The following is a 22,608-nucleotide window of genomic DNA, read 5'->3' as shown; positions in this document are numbered from 1 at the left end:
CTCGTTGAGAGGTACCAAGTAACTCGGCGTGATTGGCTCCGGCATGAGCGACACCCAGCACGGACAGCGACACGACCTGCTCGTCGGCGGCGACCGCGTCGCCCCGGCCGGCGGCGAGTACGCAGAGACCGTCGACCCGGCGACGGGCGAGGCGTTCGCCGAGGTCGCCGTCGCGGACGAGGCCGACGTCGACCGCGCCGTCCGCGCCGCCGCGGACGCGTTCCCGGACTGGCGGGACACCGACCCCGCCGAGCGCGGCCGCACGCTCTACCGGGTCGGCCAGCGCATCCGCGAGCACGCCGACGAACTCGCCGAACTCGAGTCCCGCGACCAGGGCAAGCCGGTCTCGCAGGCGCGCTCGGACATCGTGAGCGCGGCGCGGTACTTCGAGTACTACGCCGGCGCCGCCGACAAGCTCGAGGGCATCTCCGTGCCGGTCGGCACCGGACAGGTCGACTACACCGTCCGCGAGCCGTACGGCGTCTCCGCGCAGATCGTCCCCTGGAACTTCCCCGGGAACCTGTTCGCGCGCGGCGTCGCGCCCGCGCTCGCCGCCGGCAACACCGCGGTCGTGAAGCCGGCGCCGACGACGCCGCTGTCGGCGTACCGGCTCGCGGAACTGTGCTTCGAGGCGGGCGTCCCCGAGTCCGCGGTCAACGTCGTCTCCGGCGCCGGCGAGACGGGCGCGGCGCTCACGAGCCACGAGGGCGTCGACACCATCACGTTCACCGGGAGCGTCGTCACCGGCCAGCACGTCATGAAGGCCGCGGCGGACAACGTCACGCCGGTGACCCTGGAGCTCGGCGGGAAGAACCCCGCCATCGTCTACCCGGACGCGGACGTCGAGGAGGCGGCGTCGTGGGTGGAGCGCGGCATCTTCACGAACGCCGGCCAGGTGTGTTCCGCCGCCGACCGCGCCGTCGTCCACGAGTCCGTCTACGAGGAGTTCGTCGAGGAAGTCGTCGAGCGCGCGAGGGCCTACGACCTCGGGTCGGGCCGCGAGGACCCCGACATGGGGCCGCTGAACAGCGCCGAGCACTTCGAGCGCGTCCGCGAGTACGTCGACGTCGGCCTCGAGGAGGGCGCGACGCTCGCGACCGGCGGCGAGGCGCTCGACCGCGAGGGCTACTTCCTCGAGCCGACCGTGCTCGTCGACGTCGACAACGGCATGCGGGTCGCCCAGGAGGAGATCTTCGGACCGGTGCTGGCGGTCATCCCGTACGGCGACGGCGAGGACCCCGTCGAGATCGGGAACGACGTCCAGTACGGTCTCGTGTCGGGCGTGTTCACGAACGACGTGCGGCGCGCGCACCGCGCGGCGCGCCGCCTCGAAGCCGGGAACGTCTACGTGAACAAGTGGTTCGGGGACACGAACCAGACGCCGTTCGGCGGGTACAAGAAGTCCGGTATCGGCCGCGAGAAGGGGCTGGCGGCGCTGGACTCCTACCTCCAGTCGAAGAACGTCGCCGTGAACCTCGAGTCCGGCGAGGGCGGCGACCTGCCCGGCGCCTGACCGCCGCCGCTGTGAGCGTGTGGGTCGACCGACTGACGCGACATGCAGAGATCGACCGGTGACGCGACGCGCGGCGGTCGACCGGTGACGCGACGGCCGGTCGACACTGAACGCAACGCGCGGCGGTCGACGCGTGAACGCGACCACCGGACTCGGCGTCAAGCCTGCCGGTGCTCCCTGTCTTTTTGGTGGTCGACCGCCTCCCCTCCGGCATGACAGTACGTGACAAAGTAGTGGCCGTGACCGGCGCGGGCGCGGGCATGGGCCGGGCGACCGCGGAACTGTTCGCCGAGCGCGGCGCGCGCGTCGCGGTCGTCGACCTCGACGCCGACGCCGCAGCCGAGACGGTCGACCGCATCGAGGCCGACGGCGGCGACGCGATAGCGGCGGAAGCCGACGTCTCCGACGCCGGCGACGTCGCGGCGTTCGTCGAACGCACCGTCGACGAGTACGGGCGCATCGACGTCCTCCACAACAACGCCGGCATCCCCCAGGAGTCGACGCCCGTCGAGGACGTCACCGAGGAGACGTGGGACGCGATCCAGGACGTGAACCTCAAGAGCGCGTTCCTCGGCGCGAAGTACGCGGTCCCCCACATGCGCGAGCAGGGCGGCGGCGTCATCCTCAACACCGCCTCCACCGCGGGCATCCGGCCGCGGACGGGCCTGTCGGCGTACTGCGCGTCCAAGGGCGGGATGATCACGCTCACGAAGCAGCTCGCACACGAACTCGCGGGCGACGACATCCGCGTGAACGCCATCTGCCCGGTCGCCACCGACACCGACATGCTCCCCGACTTCACGAGCGACGAGCTCACCGTCGAGGACATGGCCGAGACGATCCCGCTCGGCCGGCTCGCGGAACCCGACGACATCGCGCAGGCGGCGGCGTTCCTCGCGTCGGACGACGCCGACATGATCACGGGGACGGCGCTGGAAGTCGACGGCGGCCGCGACGTGTAGCGGGCGGTCCGGACGCCTCAGTTCTGTTGTGTCACGGACCGCGGCCGCGTCCGGCGGTTCTGGCAGACGTTACCACTGGCCGAATGCTTTTACCCCCTTATTGTGTGAAAACGTATCATGGGGATAGACAGGCGGACGTTCCTGCGACGAACCGGAGGCGTAGCGGCCGTCACGGCAATCGCCGGCTGCACCGGCGGCGGTGACGGCGACGGAGAGAGCGGCGACGACACGACGACCGACAGCGGCGGTGGCGGCGGCGCGACCACCACGAGCGGCGGCGGTGGCGGCGGCGACAGCGACGACCTGAAGGTCGGCGTCCTGCTGCCGTTCTCCGGCGACTACGCGTGGGTCGGCGCCAACGTGCTCCCGGTCGTGAACATGCTCGTCGAGGACATCAACGACCAGGGCGGCATCGACGGCCGCCAGCTGTCGGTCGTCCAGGGCGACACGGAAGCGTCGCCGGACGCCTCGGTGTCCGCGACCGACCGCCTCGTCAACGTCGAGGACGTCGACGGCGTCATCGGCCCGACGAGCATCACCATGTCGGCGGTCATCGACAGGCTCGTCGAAAACGAGGTGCCGGTCGTCACGCCGACCGCCGGGACCACGTCCCTCGACGACCGCGGCGGCGACTACGTCTTCCGGACGGTGTCCTCGGACTCCCTCGGCGGCCGCGCCATCGCGCGAGCGGCCCGCGACCAGGAGTACAACTCCCTCCAGGACTACGAGCGCATGGCGCTCATGGTCGGGAACAAGGAGGTCTTCCAGTCGTTCAAAGAGCCCGTGCGGTCGTCGTTCGAGGAGTTCGGCGGCACCGTCACCACCGCGATGGACATCCGCACCGGGAAGGCCTCCTACTCCTCGGAGGTCCAGCAGATGATGGACTCCGACCCCGAGATCTGCGTGCTCATCGCGTCCGTCGAGGACAGCGTCAAGATCACGGAAGCCGGCTTCCAGGCCGGCTACGAGGGCAACTGGTTCGCCACCCAGGACCAGACGAACCAGGACTTCCTCTCCCAGAGCGACAACCGGGTCACGAACGACATGCTCGGGCTGAACGCCGCCAGCTACCAGCCCGCACAGGAGGCCGGCCGCCTCGAGGAGTTCTTCTCGGCCATCACCGAGTACGCCGGCTGGGACGAGGGGTCGAAGACGTTCGCGACGAACACCTACGACGCGATGAACGTGCTCGCGCTCGCGTTGAAGCAGGTCGCCGCGAACGACGAGGACTTCACCGGCCCGAACATCGCCGGGGCCGTCCCGACGGTCGCGAAGCCGCCCGAGGAGAAGGTCACCAGCTACGCCGAGGGCGCCGAGGCCATCGAGGCGGGCACCGACGTCGACTACGAGGGGCTGGTCGGCCCCATCAACTTCGACGACGACGGCGACATCGTCGCGCCGTTCTCCATCAAGATCGCGTCGGACGGCGAGTGGACCGAAGCCGGCCGACTGCCGCCAGAGGCGCTGTAAACCCCCACCCCGCTCCAGTATGGTCTTCGACACCTTCCTACAGACTGTCGTATTCGGCCTCGTCGAGGGCAGCGTCATCGCCGTCGGCGCCGTCGGTCTCACGCTGTCCTACGGCGTCACGCGGTTCATCAACTTCGCGTACGGCGAGTTCCTCACGTACGGCGCCTACCTCACGGTGTTCCTCGCGGGCGGCCTCTTCGGGCTGTCGCTCCCGCTGCCCGCGGCCGCCGTCGTCGCCGTCCTCGTCGTCGGCGCGCTCGGCGTCGCCGTCTCCAGGACGTTCTTCGAACCGATCGCAGACCGCGGCGCGCTCCCGCTGCTCATCACCTCGATCGGCGTGTCGTTCGTCCTCCGGAACCTCCTCCAGGGGTGGGTCGGCGTCACCGCGCGCCAGCTCCCCATCCCCCTGATGCGGCGCAAGGACTACTTCGGGCTGTTCCGGCTGACGGACCTCGAGGTCGGCGTCCTCCTCGCCGGCGTCGTGACGATGCTCGCCATCCACGTGTTGCTCACGCGGACGATGCTCGGCAAGCGCATGCGCGCCACCAGCGGCAACCGCTCGCTCGCGGAGGTCGCGGGCATCGACACCACGGGCGTCGTCCGCCAGACGTGGTTCCTCTCCGCGGCCGCCGGCGCGCTCTCCGGCGTGCTGTACGCCGTGCTGTTCTCGCCGTTCCGGCCGGTCGTCGGCTTCGAGTACCTCATCGTCGTCTTCGCGGCGACGCTGCTCGGCGGCATCGGCCGGCCGTACGGCGCGATGCTCGGCGCGTTCTGCATCGGGCTCGCGATGAACTTCGGGTCGACGTACCTCTCGGCGAACTACACGCGAGCGTACGCCTTCCTCATCCTCGTCGGCGTCCTGCTCGTGAAACCGGAGGGCATCCGGGGAGGTGAGTTCTGATGGCGCTGCTGACCGGGTGGGCGGCGTTCCTCGTCGGCGTCGCCACCATCGCCGCCATCTACGGGCTGCTCGCGCTCGGCCTGAACGTCCACTACGGCTACACGGGGCTGTTGAACTTCGGTCACGTCGCGTTCTTCGCGGCGGGCGCGTACGCGTCGGCCATCGTGACGATGCCGCCGCCGTCGACCGTGACGAACGCCAGCTACACCATCTGGTTCAACCTCCCGATGCCGTGGGGGTTCCCCGTCAGCCTCGCCGCCGCGACGCTCGTCGGCGGCCTCCTCGCCGCCCTCATCGGGTCGACGAGCGTCCGCCTCGGCACCCACTACCTCGCCATCGCGACGTTCGCGCTCGCGGGCGTGTTCAGCGACGTGCTCGTCAACGAGGCGTGGCTGACGAACGGCTCGTTCGGCATGAACGCGGTCCCGCGGCCGGGGCAGGCCGCGCTCGGGCCGGACGTCTGGCAGCTCGCGTACCTCGCGTTCGCGCTCGCCAGCCTGCTCGCGGTCTACCTGCTCGTCGAGCGCGTGCTCGACGCGCCGTTCGGCCGCCTGCTGAAGGGCGTCCGCGAGAGCGAGGACGCCGCGAAGATGCTCGGGAAGAACACCACCGCCGTGAAGCTGAAGTCGTTCGTCATCGGCGGCATGATCGCCGGGTTCGCGGGCGGCGTCTACGCCCACTACGTCGGCAGCGTCGTCACCGCGCAGTTCGTCCCCCACGTCACGTTCACGGTGTGGGCGGCGATGCTGCTCGGCGGCGCCGCGTCGAACACGGGCGCCGTCGCCGGCGCCGCGATGGTGATGGCCTTCGAGGAGTCGACGCGGTTCATCACCACCGCCTACGACTGGCTCCTGGAGGCGCTCCCGGGGCCGCTGGCGGGCGTGCTCCCCGCCGTCTTCGGACCGCTCCCGAACAACCCCTCGTTCATCCCGAGCATGCGGTTCGTGGTCATCGGACTGCTGTTCGTGCTGGTCGTCCGGTTCCGGCCGGAGGGCCTGCTCGGCGACCCCGCCGAGATCGAGGCGCTCGGCGAAGAGGAGGGGGGTGAGTGATGAGCGCCGACGACACCGCCGCCGCGGCCGGCGCGGCGACGACCGGCGGCGACGCGCTGCTGGAGGTCGACGACGTCGTGAAGACGTTCGGCGGCCTCGTCGCCGTCGACGGCGCGACCTTCGACGTCGAGCGCGCGTCCATCACCGGCCTCATCGGGCCGAACGGCGCCGGGAAGTCGACGCTGTTCAACTGCATCACGGGCGTCCACCGCCCGGACAGCGGCGCCGTCCGCCTGAACGGCGACGAGATCCAGGGGCTGTCCCCGACGGCGGTCGCGCGCCGCGGCGTCGGCCGGACGTTCCAGACGCCGAAGACGTTCCGCGGGATGACCGTCCGCGAGAACCTCGCGTTCGCCGCGAAAGGCCAGACCGGCGAGCGCGCGCTCGCGCCGCTGCTGCGGGCCGGGACGGTGCGCAGCGAGGAGCGGGACCTCCAGGAGCGCGTCGACGAGACGCTGGCGTTCCTCGAGCTCGACCACCTCGCCGACGAGTACGGCAGCGCGCTCTCGGGCGGCCAGCGGAAGCTCCTCGAGCTCGGGCGCGTGCTCATGATGGACCCCGAGATCATCATGCTCGACGAGCCCGTCGCGGGCGTCAACCCCTCGCTGACCGACGATCTCCTCGACCGCCTCGAGGAGCTGAACGACCGCGGCCGCACCATCCTCTTCATCGAGCACGACATGGACGTCGTCATGGGGCACTGCGACCGCGTCGTCGTCATGCACAACGGGAAGACGCTGGCGTCCGGGCCGCCCGAGATCGTCCAGGAGGACGAACGCGTCGTCGAGGCCTACCTCGGGGGGTACGACGAATGAGCGACGCCGAGACCGACATCGAGACCGTCCGCCGGTACGAGGACGCGGTGTTCTCCGCGCGCGGCGTCGAGACCGGCTACGGCGACCTGCAGGTCCTGTACGGCGTCGACATCGACGTGCGGGACGACGAGATCGTGCTCGTGTTCGGGCCGAACGGCGCCGGGAAGTCGACGCTGATGCGCGCGCTGTTCAAGCAGCTGCCGCTGTGGGACGGCACCATCGAGATCGACGGCGAGGACTACTCGCACCTCGAGTCCAACGAGATGGTGCCACACGGCGTCGCGTACGTCCCGCAGACGGCGAACGTCTTCCCGAACCTCACGGTCGCGGAGAACCTCGACATCGGGTCGCTCCACGCCGCCGACCCAGCGAGCCGCCGCGAGGACCTCTTCGAGCTGTTCCCGCGGCTCGAGGAGCGGCAGTCCCAGGACGCCGCGACGCTGTCCGGCGGCGAGCGGCAGATGCTCGCGATGGCGCGCGCGCTCATGCCGGACCCGGACGTCCTGCTCATCGACGAGCCGTCGGCGGGCCTGGCCCCACAGCTAATCGAGCGGACGTTCGAGCACGTCGACCAGATCCGCCAGGCGGGGACGGCGGTGCTGATGGTCGAGCAGAACGTCTCCGCGGCGCTGGAGGTCACCGACCGCGCGTACGCCCTCGACATGGGCGAGAACAAGTTCGAGGCGGACGCCGAGACCATCCGGGACTCCCAGCGCGTCCGCGACCTCTACCTCGGCCAGTAGGCGGCGCCGCTTCTCGGCGCCGCGTCGAACGTCGTTCAGAACACCTTTTGCGGACGGCCGCCACTGCTGGCGTATGTTCATCGCTTTCCGCCGGGAGGTCGAGGCGGCGCTGGAGGCGGCGCTGGCCGACCTCGACTACCCGACCGGGGACCTCGGCATCGAGGAGCCGCCAGCGGACGTGCCCGCCGTGCTCGCGTCCAGCGTGGCGTTCCGGCTCGCGGGCGAGGCGGGCGCGCCGCCGCCGCAGGTCGCCGCCGAGATCGCCGACGCAATCGACCTCGCCGACGCCGACCTGGTCGCCGAGGCGTCCACGCAGGGCCCGTACGTGAACTTCGCGCCGAGCGACGCGTACTTCCAGGGGGCCCTCGAGGACGCACAGGCCGAGGACTGGGGGCGGCTGCCGGACACCGGCGAGTCCGTCGTCGTCGAGCACACGAGCGCGAACCCCACGGGGCCGGTGCACGTCGGCCGCGCCCGCAACCCCATCCTGGGGGACGCGCTGGCGCGCATCCTCGCGTTCGCCGGCCACGACGTCACCAGCGAGTACTACGTCAACGACGCCGGCCGCCAGATGGCCGTGTTCACGTGGGCGTACGAGACCTTCGACGAGTCCGACCTGCCCGAGCCAGGCCGCGAGAAGCCAGACTACGACCTCGTGCGGTACTACCGGAAGGGCAACGAGTTCCTCGAGGAGGGCGACCCCGAGGCCGTCGAGGCGGCCGAAGCGGAGATCGCGGCCATCATCGAGGGGCTCGACGAGGGCGACGAGGAGACCCTCGAGCGCGTCGAGACGGTCGTCGACACCGTCCTCGGCGGGATGCGGGAGACTCTCGGCCGGCTGCCCGCCGAGTTCGACGAGTTCGTCAAGGAGACGCGGTTCCTCCGCGACGGCTCCACGCACGAGGTCGTCGACCGCCTCCGGGACGCCGAGCACGCGTTCAAGGAGGAGGGCGCGTGGCAGCTCGACCTCGAGGACTGGGGCATCGAGCAGTCGTTCGTGTTCCTGCGCTCGGACGACACCACGCTGTACACGACCCGGGACATCGCCCACCACGAGTGGAAGTTCGAGACGTTCGACCACGCCATCACGGTGCTCGGCGAGGACCAGGAGCTGCACGCGAACAAGCTCCGGGCCGCCCTCGAGGTGCTCGGCAACGACACGAGCCGGCTCGAGGAGGTGTTCTACGCGTGGGTGAACCTCCCGGGCGGCGAGTCGATGAGCACGCGCCAGGGCACGGGCGTCGACATGGACGACCTGCTCGACGAGGCCGTCGCGCGCGCCGAGGACGCCGTCCGCTCCCGGGTGGACGACCGCATCCGCGACGACGACCTCACCGACGAGGACGTCGAACGCATCGCCGAACAGGTCGGCATCGGCGCGGTGCGCTACGACGTCGTCTCCAAGCAGCCCACGAAGGCGATCACGTTCGAGTGGGAGGACGCCCTCGACTTCGAGGGCCAGAGCGCGCCCTACGTCCAGTACGCCCACGCCAGGGCATGCGGCATCCTCGGCGAGGCCGACGGCCTCGAGCCGGCTCTCGACGCCGACGCGCTCGCCGGCGAGGACGAGCGCGCGCTCCTGCAGGCGGTCGCACGCTTCCCCGCGGTCGTCGAGGCGGCCGCGGCGGAGCGCGAACCCCACCAGGTCGCGACGTACGCCCGCGAGTTCGTGGACACGTTCAACGCCTTCTACCGGTCGTGTCCCGTGCTCGCCGAGGACGTCGACGACGACGTCGCGGCCGCGCGCCTCGCGCTCGTCGAGGCGTCCCGGCAGACGCTCGCGAACGCGCTCGGCGTGCTCGGCATCGCCGCGCCCGAGTCGATGTAAGCGGCCGGCGCCGCAGAACGAGCCCGCTCCGTCAGAGGCCGCCGACGTACGCGACGGCGCCGTACATGACGAGTAACGCGATGACGACGTACAGGAGCAGCCAGCCCGTGGAGACCGAGTTGTCGTTTGCCATGTGCGTGTGTCCGACGGCGTGATTGCTTAATGGTTCCCGTTTCGGCGCACGCTCCCCCCGCCTGGGCGCCGTTCAGCCGAGCAGGCCGCCCGTGAGCTTCGAGAGCAGCGACCGCCGCTCGGGCTCGTCGTCGTCGGCCACGTCCGCGAACGCGGCGCCCGCCGACGCCGGCGCGGCCTCCTCGTCGCCGTCCCGGAACGAGACCGGCGGGGACTCGCCGAGGAGCTCGTAGCCGAGTTCGCGGTACGACTGCGCCGCCGGGCTCTCCGGCGCGAACGCCACCAGGGGCTCGCGGGCGTCCTCGCTGTCCGCGACCGCGCCGTCCTCCGGAACCGTCCCGAGCAGCGACGCCCCGAGGTCGTCGGCCGCGTCGGCTCCCTCGCCGTCCCGGCTGCCGACGCGCGTCAGGATCACGCCGGTGACGTCGCCGCCGACGCGCGCGGCGAGGTCCCGCGTCTTCGCCGTGTTCTCCACGGCGGCGACCTGCGGCGTCGACACCAGCAGGACGTCGTCGGCCAGCCCCAGGGGGACGGTCGTGTCGTGGCTGAGGCCGCCGCCCGTGTCCACGATAGTGACGTCGTACTCCCCGCGCAGGACGTCCACGACGTCGCGGAGCTTCGAGGGGTCCGCGCGCCCGAAGTCCTCGATGTCCGTCCCGCCGACCATCGCGTCGAACCCGCCGGGCGCGGCCGCCACCGCGTCCAGCGGGTCCGCGTCCCCCGCGAGCACGTCGTGCAGCGTCGCGTCCGCCGCCTCGATGTCGAGGACGGCGCCGACGTTCGCCATCCCGAGGTCGTAGTCCACGAGCACCACCGACCGGTCGGCCTCCGCCGTGGCCGCCGCCAGGTTCACGGCCGTCGTCGTCTTCCCGACGCCGCCCTTGCCGCTGGCGACGGCGAACACGCGCCCAGTCATTGTGGGCGCCTACGCAGACTGGGGCTTAAAGCGTTGGGCGGGACGCGCCGCCGCAGCGAACCGCCTCGCCGCCGAGCACCACCGCCGACGCACCGAACACCGCCACCGTCGGAGCGAACGCCACCGACGCACCGAACACCGCCACCGTCGAATCGCCCAGTCCGCCCCGGACGACCCACCGAGACCGCCCAGGTCAAAGGTTACTTACGCGCACGCCGGCTATCTCAGCGCAATGAGCGAGCAGGAGGGCGCACCGTCCGAGGACCGCCGGAAGTACGAGTTCCAGCGGGTCATCGAGGACCTCAAGGAGTACACCGGCTCCGGCACCCAGCTGGTCACCATCTACATCCCCCCGGACAAGCAGGTCTCGGACGTCGTCGCCCACGTCACGCAGGAGCACTCGGAAGCCTCGAACATCAAGTCCAAGCAGACGCGCACGAACGTCCAGGACGCCCTCAAGTCCATCAAGGACCGCCTCCGCTACTACGACACCTACCCGCCGGACAACGGCATGGTCATCTTCTCCGGCGCCGTCGACGCCGGCGGCGGCCAGACCGACATGGTCACGGAGGTCCTGGAGTCCCCGCCCCAGCCCGTCGAGTCGTTCCGCTACCACTGCGACGCGGAGTTCCTCACCGAGCCCCTCGAGGAGATGCTCGGCGACAAGGGCCTCTACGGGCTCATCGTCCTCGACCGGCGGGAGGCGAACGTCGGCTGGCTGAAGGGCAAACGCATCGAGGCGGTCAAGTCCGCGTCCAGTCTCGTCCCCGGCAAACAGCGCAAGGGCGGCCAGTCCGCCCAGCGGTTCGCCCGCCTCCGCCTCGAGGCCATCGACAACTTCTACCAGGAGGTCGCGGAGATGGCCAACGACCTCTTCGTCCCCGAGCGCCACGACCTCGACGGCGTCCTCGTCGGCGGCCCGTCGCCCACCAAAGACGAGTTCCTCGACGGCGACTACCTCCACCACGAGCTCCAGGACAAGGTCCTCGGGAAGTTCGACGTCTCCTACACCGACGAGTCCGGCCTGAAGGAGCTCGTCGACCGCGCCCAGGACACGCTCGCGGAAGCCGACCTGATGGACGACAAGTCCGACATGGAGGAGTTCTTCGGCGAGCTCAACGGCGGCGACCTCGCCACGTACGGCTTCGAGCCGACGCGGAAGAACCTCGTCATGGGGTCCGTCGAGACGCTGCTCATCTCCGAGGACCTCCGGCAGGACGTCGTCACCTACGAGTGCCCGAACGGCCACGAGGACCGCGAGCTCGTCGACCAGCGCGCCGACACGCCCGACCACGAGTGCTCGGAGTGCGGCGAGCCCGCCGAAGCCGTCGAGCGCGAGGACGCCATCGACCACCTCATGGAGATCGCCGAGCAGCGCGGCACGGACACCCACTTCATCTCCACGGACTTCGAGAAGGGCGAGCAGCTCCTCACCGCCTTCGGCGGCATCGCCGGCATCCTCCGGTACGGCACCGGCGTGTAGGACCGGCGGCGCTCGCGGACGCGTTCGACCTCGGCCGGTCGCGGACGCGGCCTTGAGGTGTAGGGAGTCGAACTATCCCGGGCCGCGCCGTTACGTGTCCACACGAGTTTGCGTGGTTCGATGCACGGACGAAACGACCAGCCGACGGCGACCGGTCAGGGCGTCGACGGCGACGTCGACGCGAGGGTACAGGCCGACCGACTGTCCGAGGGCGTCGTCGAAGCCGTCGCCGCGGCGACCGGCGAGGACCCGGCGAGCATGCCGTCGCTCTACGAGGTCCTCGACCCGGACGCGCTCGACGCCCTCTTCCGTCCGGGCTCGGCGCCGTCCCCGCCCGGGACCGGCCGCGTCTCCTTCCGGTACAACGGGTGTGACGTGACGGTGCACGCGGACGGCCGGGTCCTCGTGGCCCGCGACTGAGCGCGCGACCGACGCGCTGTCGGGTCCGTCACGATACCTGGTCCGTCGCGGGAGCGATGCCGTGCCGGTCACGAGTCGGCGGCGGTTCCGTGACCCGTCACGAGTCGTCGCCGTCCGCGGTCTCCGCGCCGCCGAACAGCACGCTCAGGAGTTTCCGTTCGGCCGCGTGCACGTGCTCGGAGAACGTCGCGGAGGTGATGCCGAGCTCCGAGGCGACCTCCGACCCCGTGCTCTCGCGGGGCCAGTCGTAGTACCCCGCCTCGAAGGCGGCGCGCAGGACCTCGCGCTGGCGCTCGGTGAGGTGCGTCCGGAGCACCTGCCGGAACGACGAGTCGGCGAACAGCGGGTTGACGCCGTCCTTCTCGCGCTTGGCGGCGAGTTCGGCGTCGGGATTCTCCGCCAGGAACGACTCGACGACGACCGACGGGTCGCGTCCCGGCGGGATCTCGGCGACGATGCGGCCGCGGCCGTCGACGCCCTCGACCTCGCGCGGCAGCGCGCCGAGCTCCCCGAGTTCGACGGCCGGACACCGCCCGGAGACGACGAACTCGAAGAGCCCGCCGTCCTCGTACTCGGTGACGAGGGTGGCGTCCACGGTGTCCCGGTCGGCCACGAGCGCCGCGACGCGCTCCGGACTGACGCCCGTCACGTCGAAGAACTCCGCGTACTCGCCGTCGGCCCGGGGGACCATCTCCGCGAGTTCGAACCGGCTGTCGGTCTCCGCGGAGGCGGCGACGAACGGGTACCCAGAGTCGTGGAGGTGGAACTCCACCTCCCAGACGCGCTCCGAGGAGTCAGCCGGCGTGTGTTCCTCCATCGACTGTCTACAGGGATACAACACGGTCGATAATCAACGTTTGCCCGCGCCGTCGGCGCGAACGCTCCTACGCCAGCGGCGTCCGCTCGACGACCTGTCCGTCGTACGTCGGGTACTGCTCGACGATCTCGCCGTCGTCGACGTCGCCGTCGTCGACCATCTCCTCGAGGAGCCACCACGCGACCTCGACGTGGTCGGCCTTCACGGTGTAGAACTCCTCGGGGACGCCGAGCGCCTCGAACGACTCGGGGTCGGCGTACGTCTTCCCGTAGACGAGCGTGCCGTCCTCGGTGACGTCGTCGAACTCGCGGCGGACGTTCCGCGCCATGCGCTTCAGCCGCGAGCGGTGCTGGGCGGCGTCCTTGAACACGCTCGTGCAGAAGTACACGCGCTCGTGGTCGGCCATCGCCTCCAGGATGAGCTCCTTGGAGCCGTCGACGGCGCTCATGTGGTCGTCCTGGAGCTCGAAGCCCTCCTGCTGCATGCGCTCGTAGTTCCCCTGGCTCATCTCGAACTCGTTGACGTTGCAGAACTCCGCGGCGCCCTCGTCGAGGAACTCCAGGAACTCCGGTTCGGCGCGGATGCCCGGAATCTCGAACGCCGGCGTCAGTCCCTCCTCGCGCGCCGTGTAGAGGATGTCCTCCCACTCCGTGCCGTGGAGGTCGCCCCACTGCTCGTAGGGCGGGTGGAAGCGGATCTCGTCGAGGCCGGCCTCGCTCAGGCGTCGCATGTTCTCGCGGCCGCCCGTGATGCCCGTGTAGAGGTGCGTGTGGTGGTCCTCGCCGAACTCGTCTTTGAGGAGGCTGAGGTACCGGCACGTCCGGTCCATCACCTCCTGGGGTTCGCCGCCCGTGATGGACGTGCCGAGGGCGTCCATCAGCTTCGCCTCCGCCAGCACGTCCTCGTCGCTCTCGACGGGGCGCTCGTTGGCGTACACCTGGTGGACGTTCTTCCGGTTCTCGCCGAGCGGGCAGTAGAAGCAGTCGCGCTGGTCGCAGTAGCCGTAGACGAACAGCACCATCTTGCCTCCCCTGGCGCACTGCTCACAGCCCTTCGAGATCATTCGTTGGCGACCGACTACTCCCCGCAGGCTCAAAAACCGTGCGAAACGGCGTCCGCGGCCGGCCAGGGGTTTATCGTGGCGGGCGCCGACGTCGCCAGTATGGCCGCCGAGCCGGAGCGCCGCCGCGCACTCGTCTCGGTGCTCGCGGTCGTGTTCGTCGACCTGGCCGGGTTCGGCATCGTGATCCCGGTGCTGCCGTTCTACACGCGCTTCTTCGGCGGCGACGAGCTCGTCATCGGTCTGCTCGCGGCGTCGTACTCGCTGCTGCAGTTCCTCGGGGCGCCCGTGCTCGGCGCGCTGTCCGACCGCCACGGCCGCCGCCCGGTCATCCTCGCGTCCGTCGCCGGTAGCGCCGTCGCGTGGACCGTCTTCGGGTTCGCGACGAGCCTCGCGTGGCTGTTCGCGTCCCGCCTGCTCGCCGGCGCGATGGGCGGGAACGTCGCCGCCGCGCAGGCGTACGTCGCCGACATCACGCCCGAGGCCGACCGGACGAAGGCGCTGGGGCTCGTCGGCGCGGCGCTCGGCCTCGGGTTCATCGTCGGGCCGTCGCTCGGCGCGGTGCTCTCGTTCGACCCCGTGGTCGCCGCCGTCGGCGGCGTCGCGCCCGCGTGGCTGCCGGTGACGCGGTTCTCGCTGCCCGCGTTCGGCGCGGCCGCGCTCGCCGCCGCGAACCTCGCGCTCACGTACCGCTACCTCCCCGAGTCCAGGCGGGTCGCCTCGGCCGTGCCCGCGAGCAGCGTCTCCCCGGTGGCGTCGCTGCGGGACGCGCTCCTCGCGCCGTCGCTGCGCGGGCTCCTCGTGGCGTTCTTCGCGCTCTCGTTCGCGTTCTCGGGCGTCCAGATCATGTTCATCCCGTTCGTCGCGGACGTCTACGACTACGGCACGACCCGGAGCGCGCTCCTCCTGGCGTACATCGGCGTGCTCTCCGTGCTCGTGCAGGGCGTGTTCGTCGGCCGGCTCACCGACCGCGTCGGCGAACCGCGCGCGACCGTCGCGGGCGTCGCGGTGCTGCTGGCGGCCATCGGCGCGCTCCCCGCGGCGCCCGAACTCGGCCGCGCCCTCCTGCCGTTCGCGACCGCCGGCTGGCTCGACCCCGAGCTCGCGGCGCTGCTCGTCGTGCTCGCCGCGCTCGCGACCGGGAACGGCGTCGTGAACGTCTCGCTGGTGGCGCTCGTCTCCAGGCGCGCGAGCGCCGAGGTCCAGGGGTCGGCGTTCGGCGTCACCCAGTCCGCGGGCAGCCTCGCGCGCACCGTCGGCCCCGTCGTCATGGGCGCCGCGTACGCCGCGGTCGGGTACTGGGCGCCGTTCGCGCTCGGCGCGGTCGTGCTCGTCCCCGTCGTCGGCATCGCCGTCGGCCTCGCGCGCACCGACGCGGCCGCGCGGCTCACCGACCCCGGCCACGTCCGGTGACGGCGAGGCGTGACAGACTCCCGAAAGCAGTTATACCGCGCTCCCGTACCGTCCAGCGAATGCTGCTCGTGCTCTGCGTGGACCTCGACGACGACCTCGGCCGGAAGACCGGCGTGCCGACGCCGGTCGTCGGCCGGAACGAGGTCGAGCACGCCGCGGTGTCGCTGGCGGAGGCCGACCCCGAGGACAGCGACGTGAACGTCCTCTTCGAGGGCGTCCACCTCCACGACCAGTACAGCACCGACGAGGCGGTCGAGGTCGCCGCGGTCACCGGCCTCGAGCGCGGCGGCGTCGAGGCGAACCGGAAGGTCGGCCGCGAGGTCGACGAGGTGCTCGCCGCCATCCGCAGCGACGAGCCCGTGCGCGCGGTGGTCGTCACGGACGGCGCGCAGGACGAGTCCGTCGTCCCCGTCATCCGGTCGCGGGTCCCCATCGACGCCGTCAAGCGCGTGGTCGTCCGGCAGGCCCAGGACCTCGAGTCGATGTACTACACGCTCAAGCAGGTGATGAACGACCCCGAGACGCGCGGGACGATCCTCGTGCCGCTGGGCGTCCTGTTGCTCATCTACCCGCTGGCGGTGCTCGCGGACGTCCTCGGGCTGCCGGGCGCGGTGCTGGGCGTGTCCTCCGCGGCGGTCGGCCTGTACGCGCTGTTCCGCGGCCTGGGCCTGGAGTCCACCGTCGACGACGCGGTCGACCGCGTTCGCTCGGGCCTCTACACGGGGCGCGTGACGCTCATCACGTACGTCGTCGCGGCCGCACTCCTCGTCATCGGCGGCGTCGAGGGGACGAACGAGCTCGCGACCGTCCGCGAGCGCACCGGCGGCACGCTCGCGCCGTCGACCGTCGTCGCGGCGCTGACGTTCGGCGCAGTGCGGTGGTTCGCGGCGGCCGGCCTCACGACGAGCCTCGGGCAGGTGACCGACGAGTACCTCGCCGACCGGTTCCGCTGGCGGTACCTGAACGCGCCGTTCTACGTGCTCTCGATCGCCGCCGTGCTCCACACGCTGTCGGCGTTCTTCCTCGGGTACGTGACACTCCCCGAACTCGCTGCGGTGCTGACGGTCGGGACGCTGGTGAGCGTGCTGTCGACGCTGACGTTCGCCGTCGTGGAGTCCTGGCGCGGCGACCCCGAGGCGGACCCCGACGCCGCCTGAGGCGGCCGACTCCCGCCGTCAGGTCTCCCGGGAGACGACGAACTCCGCGAGGTACTCCAGGTAGTCGTAGGCCTCGCCCGCCGGCAGGTCGAGGCTGTCGAGGGCGTCCATCGCGCGCTCGCTCTCCCGCTCGGCGAGCGCGTTCAGCTCCTCGGGCGACCGGTCGGTGACGCGCACGATGCTCGGGCGGTCCATCTCCTCGTCGACGCCCGCTGGCTTCCCGAGGTCGGCGCTCTCGGCGGTGGCGTCGAGGACGTCGTCGCGGATCTGGAACGCGACGCCGACGCGTTCGGCGTACTCGCCGAGCGCCTCCACCGACCGGCCGTCGGCGTCAGCCGCGATGGCGCCGAGCTCCGCGGCGGCGCGGAACAGCGCGCCCGTCTTGCGGCGCGCGAGCTCCATGTACTCGGCCTCGGTCGCCGGCCGGTCGACGAGCTCGATGGCCTCGCCCTCGCCGAGCTCGACGAGCGCGTCCGTGACACACTCCATGGCGCGCGGGTCGCGGGAGAACAGCGCGAACGCCTCGCCGAGCAGGCCGTTCGACGCGACCAGAGCGGGGCCGTAGTCGTACTCCGCCCACGCGCTGGCTTTCCCGCGGCGGACGTCGGACTGGTCGATGATGTCGTCGACGACCAGCGACGCGTTGTGCACGAGTTCGACCCCGACCGCGAAGTCCATCGCGTCCTCGCCGTCGCCGCCCGCGGCCTCGCAGACGAGCACGGTGAGCGTCGGCCGCACGCGCTTGCCGCCCGCGAGTACGACGTGTTCGAGTTCGTCGCCGAGCTCGGCGGGCTCGACGGACCCGACGGTGTCCGCGAGCCGCTGCTCGATGGTGGCGCGGCGCGCCTCCACGTACTCCATTACCCGCCACTCGGGGACTCTCGCGGAAATACGTGACGGGATTCCGCGGGCGGCAGCCCCGCACGCGTCGCTGCGCGTGGGACGCGACCGTCGGGGTGGGCGGAGCGAGCGCGGCGCGGACACAGTCGTCGACCGGTCCCGCGGACGTGTGCGTCGCGCCGACGCCACCTAGTCCCGCGCCACCAACCCGCACAGAAGTGTAACCGGAGTCGGGAAAATCTATTTCAGCCCGCGCCGCGAATTTGTAAGTGAAGAAGAAATTCAATTTCTTCCACAAGTCTTTTTGCGGGCTCCGTTGTACCCACAGCAGTCACCACAGCACCACTGATAGCCACGTTCCCGGCACCGGCCACCGACCGCCCCTCCCACGACACCATGACAGCAGACAGACAACCAGCCGCAGGTCCCGACGACCAGTCACTCGCCATCCACGCTCGCGACGCCTCCCCCAACACGGACCCGATCGAGGTCCGCGTGACCGGCGCCGACCCCGGCGCGGCCGTCGAGTTCTCGTCGTCCCTCGAGGACGCCGACGGCGACGAGTTCACCGCGCGAGCGACGTTCACCGCCGACGACGACGGCGTCGCCGACCTCACCGAACACGCTCCCGACGACGGCGACTGGGACGACGCCCACCCGATGGCGTGGCTGTGGGCGATGACGTCCGACGGCGACGCGCCGTTCGCGCGCCTGAGCGGCGTGCAGCGCCTCGAGGTCACCCTCCGCGCCGAAACCGACGACGCCGAAACGGACCGGACCATCACGCGCGTCCTCCACGACGACGATATCGAGCGCCGCGACGTCGACGCCGACGGCGTCGTCGGCACGCTCTACCTCCCCGCCGGCGACGGCCCCCACCCCGGCGTCCTCGAGCTCCACGGCTCGGGCGGCCGCCGCTCCGACGGCACCGCCAGGCTGCTCGCGTCCCAGGGCTACGCCGCGCTCGCGCTCACGTACTTCGACGAGGCCCACGACGGCCTCCCGGACGAACTCGAACGCGTCCCCCTGTCGTACTTCGACGACGCCGCCGCCTGGCTCCGCGACCGGCCCGAGGTCCGCGACGGCCGCGTCGGCGTCGTCGGCGCCTCCCGCGGCGCCGAAGCCGCGCTCCTGCTCGGCGCGCACTACGGCTGGCCCGGCGCCGTCGTCTCCTACTCGGGCAGCGTCCCCTGGGACACGCCCAGCGACGAACCGGCGTGGCTCCGCGACGGCGACCCCGTCCCCCACATTACGGCCGAGGAAGCGCCGCGCTTCGCGGACCTCGACGAGAAACCGGTCGCCGACGTCGTCCCGCCCGTCGAGACGACCAACGGCCCCGTCCTCTTGCTCTCCGGCGGCGACGACCGGGTCTGGGACTCGTGGCGGCTCTCCGAGGCAATCGCGGAGCGCCTCCGCGAGCGCGACTTCGAGCACCGCTTCGACCACCGGACCTACGAGGACTGCGGCCACCTCGTCGGCACGCCGTACGCCCCCCTCGGCGGCCTCGACGAGACCGACCGCGCCGGCGGCACCGCGCGCGGTACCGTCCGCGCCAGCGAAGACGCCTGGCCCGCCGTCCTGAACGCGCTCGAGGACGGACTGCAAACGAAGCGCTGACCCGCGGCCTGCGGCCGCGGACCCTCCCCCTCAGACGCTCGGCGGACTGCCGCCGAACTCGTCACGACCACTTTTTCCTGCTCGGGTGCGCTGCGCGCACCCGCACAGCAAAAACGTGGTGAAAAAAACCCTCGCGTGCTCGCTCACACGAGGGTTCGCGTCGCACGCGATCGAACCGCGGCCTGCGGCCGCGGACCCTCCCCCTCAGACGCTCGGCGGACTGCCGCCGAACTCCTCGATGAGTTCGGGCACGACCTCGAAGAGGTCGCCGACGACGCCGTAGTCGGCGATGTCGAAGATGGGCGCGTTCGGGTCGGTGTTGACCGCGATGATGGTGTCGGCGCCCTTCATGCCGGCGACGTGCTGGACCGCGCCGGAGATGCCGATCGCGAGGTAGACGTCCGGCGTCACCTGCTTGCCGGACTGGCCGACCTGCCGGTTCTTCGGCAGCCAGCCGTTGTCCACGATGGGGCGCGACGAGGACAGCGTCGCGCCCGTCACCTCGACGAGTTCCTCGACGAGCGCGAGGTTCTCCTCCTCCTCGATGCCGCGGCCGATCGAGACCAGGAAGTCCGCGTCGCTGATGTCGACGTCGCCGCCGCCGACCTCCTCGAAGCCCTTCACCGTCGAGCCGACGGCGTCCTCGTCGACCGCGAAGTCGAACGGCGAGACGTCGGCGTCGCCGACGCCCTCCGCGGCCGGCCACTCCGCGCCGCGGACGGAGACGACGAACGGTCCCTCGGCGACCTCGACGGTCGTCTCGACCTTCGACCCGTACATCTCGCGCGTGACCTCCAGTGTCCCCTCGCTGTAGTCCAGGCCGACCGCGTCCGAGACGTACGGCCGGCCGAGCCGCGACGCCACGGCGGGCGCGTAGTCCAGGCCGTTGACGCTGTTCGGCACGACGAGGAACTCCGCGTCCAGGTCCTCGGCGAGCGCCGTCGCCGCCTGCGCGTACACGTCGTGGTTGAACTCCTCGCCGTACTCGACGGTGTGGACCTCGTCGACGCCCTCGCGGTTCAGCTGGTCCGCGAACGACTCGACGTTCCCGGAGACGACCGCCGCGTGCAGCTCCGTGCCCGCGGCGTCGGCGAGCTCGCGGCCCGCCGTCAGCAGCTCGAGGGAGACGTCGCGCAGCTCGCCGCGCCGGTGGTCGGCGACGGTCAGCACGGTCATTCGCCGACCACCCCCTTCTCGCGGAGCACGTCCGCCAGTTTCGCGGCCTGCTCGTCGGCGTCGCCCTCGAAGTACTCGGCGTCGCTCTCCGTCTCGGGCTCGTACATCGCGGTGACGTCGAGGCTGGACTCGACGACCGACGCCTCGAGGCCGAGGTCGTCGAGGGTCTTCGGCGCGATCTCCTTGGACTGGGCCTGCCGGATGCCGCGCAGGCTCGCGTACCGCGGCTCGTTGATGCCCGTCTGGATGGTGAGGACGGCCGGCAGCTCGACGTCGGTCAGCTCCTCGACGCCGCCCTCCAGTTCGCGGCGCACGCTCGCGACGCCCTCCTCGAGCACTCCCTCGGTGTCGAGGGCGTTCACGACGGCCGCCCACTGGAAGCCAAGTTCCTCGGCGAGCGCGACGCCGGTCGCGCCGAAGCTGTCGTCGTTGGCCTGCACGCCGGAGAGCACGAGGTCGGGGTCCTCCTCGGCGACGACGGCGGCCAGCAGCTGGGCCTTCGTCTCGACGTCGAGCAGTTCGACGGCCTCGATGGCGTCGTCCCAGACGCGCACCGCGCGGTCCGCGCCCTTCGCGAGCGCCATCCGGATCGTCTCCTCGCTGCGCTCCGGCCCGATGGTGACCGCCACGACCTCCACGTCGTCGCCGGCCTCGGCCAGCTGGACGCCCTCCTCGACGGCGTAGTCGTCCCACTCGTTGAGATCGTAGTCGAGGTACGTCTCCTCGATCTCGGTCCCGGAGATCTCGAAGTCGTCCTCGACGGTGGCCACCTCCTTGACGGTGACGAGAACCTTCATCGTCACATCGTCGCTCGGCGCGGAGGTAAACGTTTTCGGAACCGCAGGGAGCGCACGCGGAGTTTCCGGCCGACGGCGCCACCGGTCCGTCCGGCCGTTCGAGCCGCCGCGACTCAGCGCGCCACCACTACCCCACGCACCACCACTACCCCACGCACCACCACTACCCGGCGAGCCGCTGGCTACTCCTCGCCGACGTCCTCGTCCGGCAGCGAGATGAGGTTCTCGCGGCCGATGCGGAGCTTCTCCACGCGGTCCTCGTCGTCCATCGAAGACAGCAGCTGGGAGACCTTCGCGGTCGACCACCGCGTCTCCTCGACGATCCGGGACTGCTTCATGCGGCCGCCGTGCTCACGCAGCAGCCGTTCGACGCGCTCCTCGTCGCTCAACAGTTCGAGGTCGACGTCGTCCGACTCGGCGGGCTCGTCACCCGCGGCCGCGACCGGTTCGGCGCCCGCGTCCGCTGGCTCGCTCGCCGCGCCGCCGTCCGGCTCGCCGCTCGCCGCGGCCGCGCCGTCCGAGGGCGCTCCGCCGTCGCCGCCGTCGAACCACGACGAGACGCTCGGCAGGCCGGCCGGGAAGCCGGACTCCCGGTCGCGGTAGTACGCCCACGCGAGCACCGCGCCGAGCAGCAGCGCGAGGCCGCCGACGCCGCCGACGATCAGCAGCGAGACGCCGGACGTCGGACCGGACGGGTCGTCCTCACTGAACACCGCCCTCGGCTCTCCCGGCGCGAACGCCTGGGGGCCCGTCCACACGTACGCGCCCTCCGAGATGCTCGTCGCCGGCTGCACCTGGTCGGTGTCGTAGCCCTCGGGCGGGCGGACGGTCAGCCGCTGGCCGTCCCGCAGGTCGCCGAACCAGCCGCCCGCGAACGAGTCCACGACCAGCGTCTCGTTGCCGACCCGGGAGAAGTTCGTCCACGTGAACTCCACGGAGAGCACGCCGACCGACGTGTTGTTCCCGGCGGGGACGACCGCCGAGGTCCGCTCGGGATTCCGGATCTCCATCGACCGGCCGACCGAGTCGCTGACGTCCGGCACGACCGCGCGGAACACGTCCACGGAGAACTCGCTGTTCGTCTCGTAGGCCTCGAACTCCTGGCGCAACTCCTCGAAGGCGGCCGTGTCGTTGGCGTCCTCGAGGGCGTACTTCGCGGAGACGTTCCACTCCGCGGCGCCGTCGGACTGGATCTGGACCGTGACGTCGACGCCCTCCCTCGCCGGCGTCTCCTCGTCCTGGAGGGCCTGCTGGCCGTGCTGGCCGGCCTGGAGCAGCGGCTGCTCGGCCGGCCCGGCGACGCCCGCCGAACCGGCGACTGGCACGGCGAGAACGCAGACGAGGGCGACGAGGAGGGCGGCCTGCCGCATACCCGTTCCGTCCACCCCGCTCGTGCAAAGTATTTTCTATCCGGAGGACACTCGCCGGTCGCCCGGAATCCGGCGCGTCAGCCCCCAGCGCTCAGTTCAGTCGGCTGTCACGAGCTCCGTGGGTCC

20 protein-coding genes are annotated in these 22,608 nt (G+C 71.2%); 13 read left to right on the top strand and 7 right to left on the bottom strand.

The genetic code is table 11. The annotated features are described in order from the left end of the window. The first annotated feature begins 43 nt into the window (after positions 1-43). The 8 genes from U5911_RS06070 (at position 44) to argS (ending at position 9,284) form a co-directional block, all read left to right on the top strand. A complete protein-coding gene (locus tag U5911_RS06070; protein ID WP_336036060.1) occupies positions 44-1,513 on the top strand; it encodes an aldehyde dehydrogenase family protein in 1,470 nt (489 codons plus the stop codon). Between the two features lie 212 nt (positions 1,514-1,725). After that, the gene (locus U5911_RS06065; protein ID WP_336036059.1) at positions 1,726-2,475 is read left to right on the top strand and encodes an SDR family NAD(P)-dependent oxidoreductase; all 750 of its coding nucleotides are present in this window, start codon (positions 1,726-1,728) and stop codon (positions 2,473-2,475) included. Positions 2,476-2,592: 117 nt separating this feature from the next. After that, a complete protein-coding gene (locus U5911_RS06060; RefSeq protein ID WP_336036058.1) occupies positions 2,593-3,945 on the top strand; it encodes an ABC transporter substrate-binding protein in 1,353 nt (450 codons plus the stop codon). 19 nt (positions 3,946-3,964) lie between these two features. Next, on the top strand, positions 3,965-4,846 hold the full coding sequence (locus U5911_RS06055) for a branched-chain amino acid ABC transporter permease (RefSeq protein WP_336036057.1): 882 nt from the start codon (positions 3,965-3,967) through the stop codon (positions 4,844-4,846). Next, positions 4,846-5,898, top strand: a complete 1,053-nt coding sequence (locus U5911_RS06050) for a branched-chain amino acid ABC transporter permease (RefSeq protein WP_336036056.1) — start codon at positions 4,846-4,848, stop codon at positions 5,896-5,898. The genes U5911_RS06055 and U5911_RS06050 overlap by 1 nt, the downstream gene beginning before the upstream one ends. After that, positions 5,898-6,713, top strand: a complete 816-nt coding sequence (locus U5911_RS06045; protein WP_336036055.1) for an ABC transporter ATP-binding protein — start codon at positions 5,898-5,900, stop codon at positions 6,711-6,713. Before U5911_RS06050 ends, U5911_RS06045 begins: the two co-directional genes overlap by 1 nt. Continuing rightward, complete coding sequence (locus U5911_RS06040; RefSeq protein WP_336036054.1) at positions 6,710-7,456, top strand: ABC transporter ATP-binding protein; 747 nt, start codon at positions 6,710-6,712, stop codon at positions 7,454-7,456. The genes U5911_RS06045 and U5911_RS06040 overlap by 4 nt, the downstream gene beginning before the upstream one ends. 73 nt (positions 7,457-7,529) lie before the next feature. Beyond that, a complete protein-coding gene (gene argS, locus U5911_RS06035) occupies positions 7,530-9,284 on the top strand; it encodes an arginine--tRNA ligase (RefSeq protein ID WP_336036053.1) in 1,755 nt (584 codons plus the stop codon). A 205-nt stretch (positions 9,285-9,489) separates the two neighbouring features. Here the strand turns inward: argS and U5911_RS06030 are convergent, their stop codons facing one another. After that, positions 9,490-10,332, bottom strand: coding sequence for a MinD/ParA family protein (locus tag U5911_RS06030; RefSeq protein WP_336036052.1), 843 nt, complete (start codon positions 10,330-10,332; stop codon positions 9,490-9,492). Between the two features lie 232 nt (positions 10,333-10,564). On the opposite strand from U5911_RS06030, the gene prf1 reads away from it, so the two are divergent. Then, positions 10,565-11,815, top strand: coding sequence for a peptide chain release factor aRF-1 (prf1, locus tag U5911_RS06025; protein WP_336036051.1), 1,251 nt, complete (start codon positions 10,565-10,567; stop codon positions 11,813-11,815). A gap of 120 nt (positions 11,816-11,935) precedes the next feature. After that, positions 11,936-12,235 carry a HalOD1 output domain-containing protein gene (locus U5911_RS06020; RefSeq protein WP_336036050.1) on the top strand — a complete coding sequence of 100 codons (300 nt, stop codon included), beginning with the start codon at positions 11,936-11,938 and terminating at the stop codon, positions 12,233-12,235. Between the two features lie 97 nt (positions 12,236-12,332). Here U5911_RS06020 and U5911_RS06015 read toward each other — a convergent pair whose 3' ends face one another. Both U5911_RS06015 and U5911_RS06010 read right to left on the bottom strand, forming a co-directional pair. Beyond that, positions 12,333-13,052, bottom strand: a complete 720-nt coding sequence (locus tag U5911_RS06015; RefSeq protein ID WP_336036049.1) for a helix-turn-helix domain-containing protein — start codon at positions 13,050-13,052, stop codon at positions 12,333-12,335. Positions 13,053-13,119: 67 nt separating this feature from the next. Then, positions 13,120-14,115 carry a radical SAM protein gene (locus U5911_RS06010; RefSeq protein ID WP_336036048.1) on the bottom strand — a complete coding sequence of 332 codons (996 nt, stop codon included), beginning with the start codon at positions 14,113-14,115 and terminating at the stop codon, positions 13,120-13,122. A 99-nt stretch (positions 14,116-14,214) separates the two neighbouring features. Here U5911_RS06010 and U5911_RS06005 point away from each other — a divergent pair, with 99 nt between their 5' ends. Together U5911_RS06005 and U5911_RS06000 are read left to right on the top strand one after the other, a co-directional pair. Beyond that, entirely contained in the window at positions 14,215-15,525 is a 1,311-nt protein-coding gene (locus tag U5911_RS06005) for an MFS transporter (protein ID WP_336036047.1), read from the top strand. A gap of 59 nt (positions 15,526-15,584) precedes the next feature. Next, positions 15,585-16,682, top strand: a complete 1,098-nt coding sequence (locus tag U5911_RS06000) for a DUF373 family protein (protein WP_336036046.1) — start codon at positions 15,585-15,587, stop codon at positions 16,680-16,682. Between the two features lie 18 nt (positions 16,683-16,700). Here the strand turns inward: U5911_RS06000 and U5911_RS05995 are convergent, their stop codons facing one another. Next, the gene (locus tag U5911_RS05995; protein WP_336036045.1) at positions 16,701-17,543 is read right to left on the bottom strand and encodes a polyprenyl synthetase family protein; all 843 of its coding nucleotides are present in this window, start codon (positions 17,541-17,543) and stop codon (positions 16,701-16,703) included. 375 nt (positions 17,544-17,918) lie between these two features. Between U5911_RS05995 and U5911_RS05990 the strand changes: the two genes are divergently transcribed. Further along, positions 17,919-19,139, top strand: a complete 1,221-nt coding sequence (locus tag U5911_RS05990) for an acyl-CoA thioester hydrolase/BAAT C-terminal domain-containing protein (protein ID WP_336036044.1) — start codon at positions 17,919-17,921, stop codon at positions 19,137-19,139. A gap of 204 nt (positions 19,140-19,343) precedes the next feature. Here the strand turns inward: U5911_RS05990 and U5911_RS05985 are convergent, their stop codons facing one another. The 3 genes from U5911_RS05985 to U5911_RS05975 all read right to left on the bottom strand — a co-directional run bounded on the left by U5911_RS05985 (position 19,344) and on the right by U5911_RS05975 (position 22,482). After that, positions 19,344-20,315, bottom strand: coding sequence for an electron transfer flavoprotein subunit alpha/FixB family protein (locus U5911_RS05985; protein ID WP_336036043.1), 972 nt, complete (start codon positions 20,313-20,315; stop codon positions 19,344-19,346). Beyond that, positions 20,312-21,112 carry an electron transfer flavoprotein subunit beta/FixA family protein gene (locus U5911_RS05980; protein WP_336036042.1) on the bottom strand — a complete coding sequence of 267 codons (801 nt, stop codon included), beginning with the start codon at positions 21,110-21,112 and terminating at the stop codon, positions 20,312-20,314. Before U5911_RS05980 ends, U5911_RS05985 begins: the two co-directional genes overlap by 4 nt. 182 nt (positions 21,113-21,294) lie before the next feature. Then, a complete protein-coding gene (locus tag U5911_RS05975; RefSeq protein WP_336036041.1) occupies positions 21,295-22,482 on the bottom strand; it encodes a helix-turn-helix transcriptional regulator in 1,188 nt (395 codons plus the stop codon). Positions 22,483-22,608: the final 126 nt, after the last annotated feature.

Source organism: Halobacterium yunchengense (assembly GCF_037031165.1).
GTDB classification, from domain to species: Archaea; Halobacteriota; Halobacteria; order Halobacteriales; family Halobacteriaceae; genus Halobacterium; species Halobacterium yunchengense.
This window is presented reverse-complemented; position numbering and strand designations above follow the sequence as displayed.

What these genes read in the sequence shown, in the direction of transcription:
- U5911_RS05980 (WP_336036042.1), bottom strand. Translation starts at nt 21,112, where the DNA reads ATGAAGGTTCTCGTCACCGTCAAGGAGGTGGCCACCGTCGAGGACGAC.
- U5911_RS06005 (WP_336036047.1), top strand. Translation starts at nt 14,215, where the DNA reads ATGGCCGCCGAGCCGGAGCGCCGCCGCGCACTCGTCTCGGTGCTCGCG.
- U5911_RS06020 (WP_336036050.1), top strand. Translation starts at nt 11,936, where the DNA reads ATGCACGGACGAAACGACCAGCCGACGGCGACCGGTCAGGGCGTCGAC.
- U5911_RS05990 (WP_336036044.1), top strand. Translation starts at nt 17,919, where the DNA reads ATGACAGCAGACAGACAACCAGCCGCAGGTCCCGACGACCAGTCACTC.
- argS (WP_336036053.1), top strand. Translation starts at nt 7,530, where the DNA reads ATGTTCATCGCTTTCCGCCGGGAGGTCGAGGCGGCGCTGGAGGCGGCG.
- U5911_RS06000 (WP_336036046.1), top strand. Translation starts at nt 15,585, where the DNA reads ATGCTGCTCGTGCTCTGCGTGGACCTCGACGACGACCTCGGCCGGAAG.
- U5911_RS06060 (WP_336036058.1), top strand. Translation starts at nt 2,593, where the DNA reads ATGGGGATAGACAGGCGGACGTTCCTGCGACGAACCGGAGGCGTAGCG.
- U5911_RS06065 (WP_336036059.1), top strand. Translation starts at nt 1,726, where the DNA reads ATGACAGTACGTGACAAAGTAGTGGCCGTGACCGGCGCGGGCGCGGGC.
- U5911_RS05985 (WP_336036043.1), bottom strand. Translation starts at nt 20,315, where the DNA reads ATGACCGTGCTGACCGTCGCCGACCACCGGCGCGGCGAGCTGCGCGAC.
- U5911_RS06070 (WP_336036060.1), top strand. Translation starts at nt 44, where the DNA reads ATGAGCGACACCCAGCACGGACAGCGACACGACCTGCTCGTCGGCGGC.
- U5911_RS06010 (WP_336036048.1), bottom strand. Translation starts at nt 14,115, where the DNA reads ATGATCTCGAAGGGCTGTGAGCAGTGCGCCAGGGGAGGCAAGATGGTG.
- U5911_RS05995 (WP_336036045.1), bottom strand. Translation starts at nt 17,543, where the DNA reads ATGGAGTACGTGGAGGCGCGCCGCGCCACCATCGAGCAGCGGCTCGCG.
- U5911_RS06050 (WP_336036056.1), top strand. Translation starts at nt 4,846, where the DNA reads ATGGCGCTGCTGACCGGGTGGGCGGCGTTCCTCGTCGGCGTCGCCACC.
- prf1 (WP_336036051.1), top strand. Translation starts at nt 10,565, where the DNA reads ATGAGCGAGCAGGAGGGCGCACCGTCCGAGGACCGCCGGAAGTACGAG.
- U5911_RS06030 (WP_336036052.1), bottom strand. Translation starts at nt 10,332, where the DNA reads ATGACTGGGCGCGTGTTCGCCGTCGCCAGCGGCAAGGGCGGCGTCGGG.
- U5911_RS05975 (WP_336036041.1), bottom strand. Translation starts at nt 22,482, where the DNA reads ATGCGGCAGGCCGCCCTCCTCGTCGCCCTCGTCTGCGTTCTCGCCGTG.
- U5911_RS06040 (WP_336036054.1), top strand. Translation starts at nt 6,710, where the DNA reads ATGAGCGACGCCGAGACCGACATCGAGACCGTCCGCCGGTACGAGGAC.
- U5911_RS06055 (WP_336036057.1), top strand. Translation starts at nt 3,965, where the DNA reads ATGGTCTTCGACACCTTCCTACAGACTGTCGTATTCGGCCTCGTCGAG.
- U5911_RS06045 (WP_336036055.1), top strand. Translation starts at nt 5,898, where the DNA reads ATGAGCGCCGACGACACCGCCGCCGCGGCCGGCGCGGCGACGACCGGC.
- U5911_RS06015 (WP_336036049.1), bottom strand. Translation starts at nt 13,052, where the DNA reads ATGGAGGAACACACGCCGGCTGACTCCTCGGAGCGCGTCTGGGAGGTG.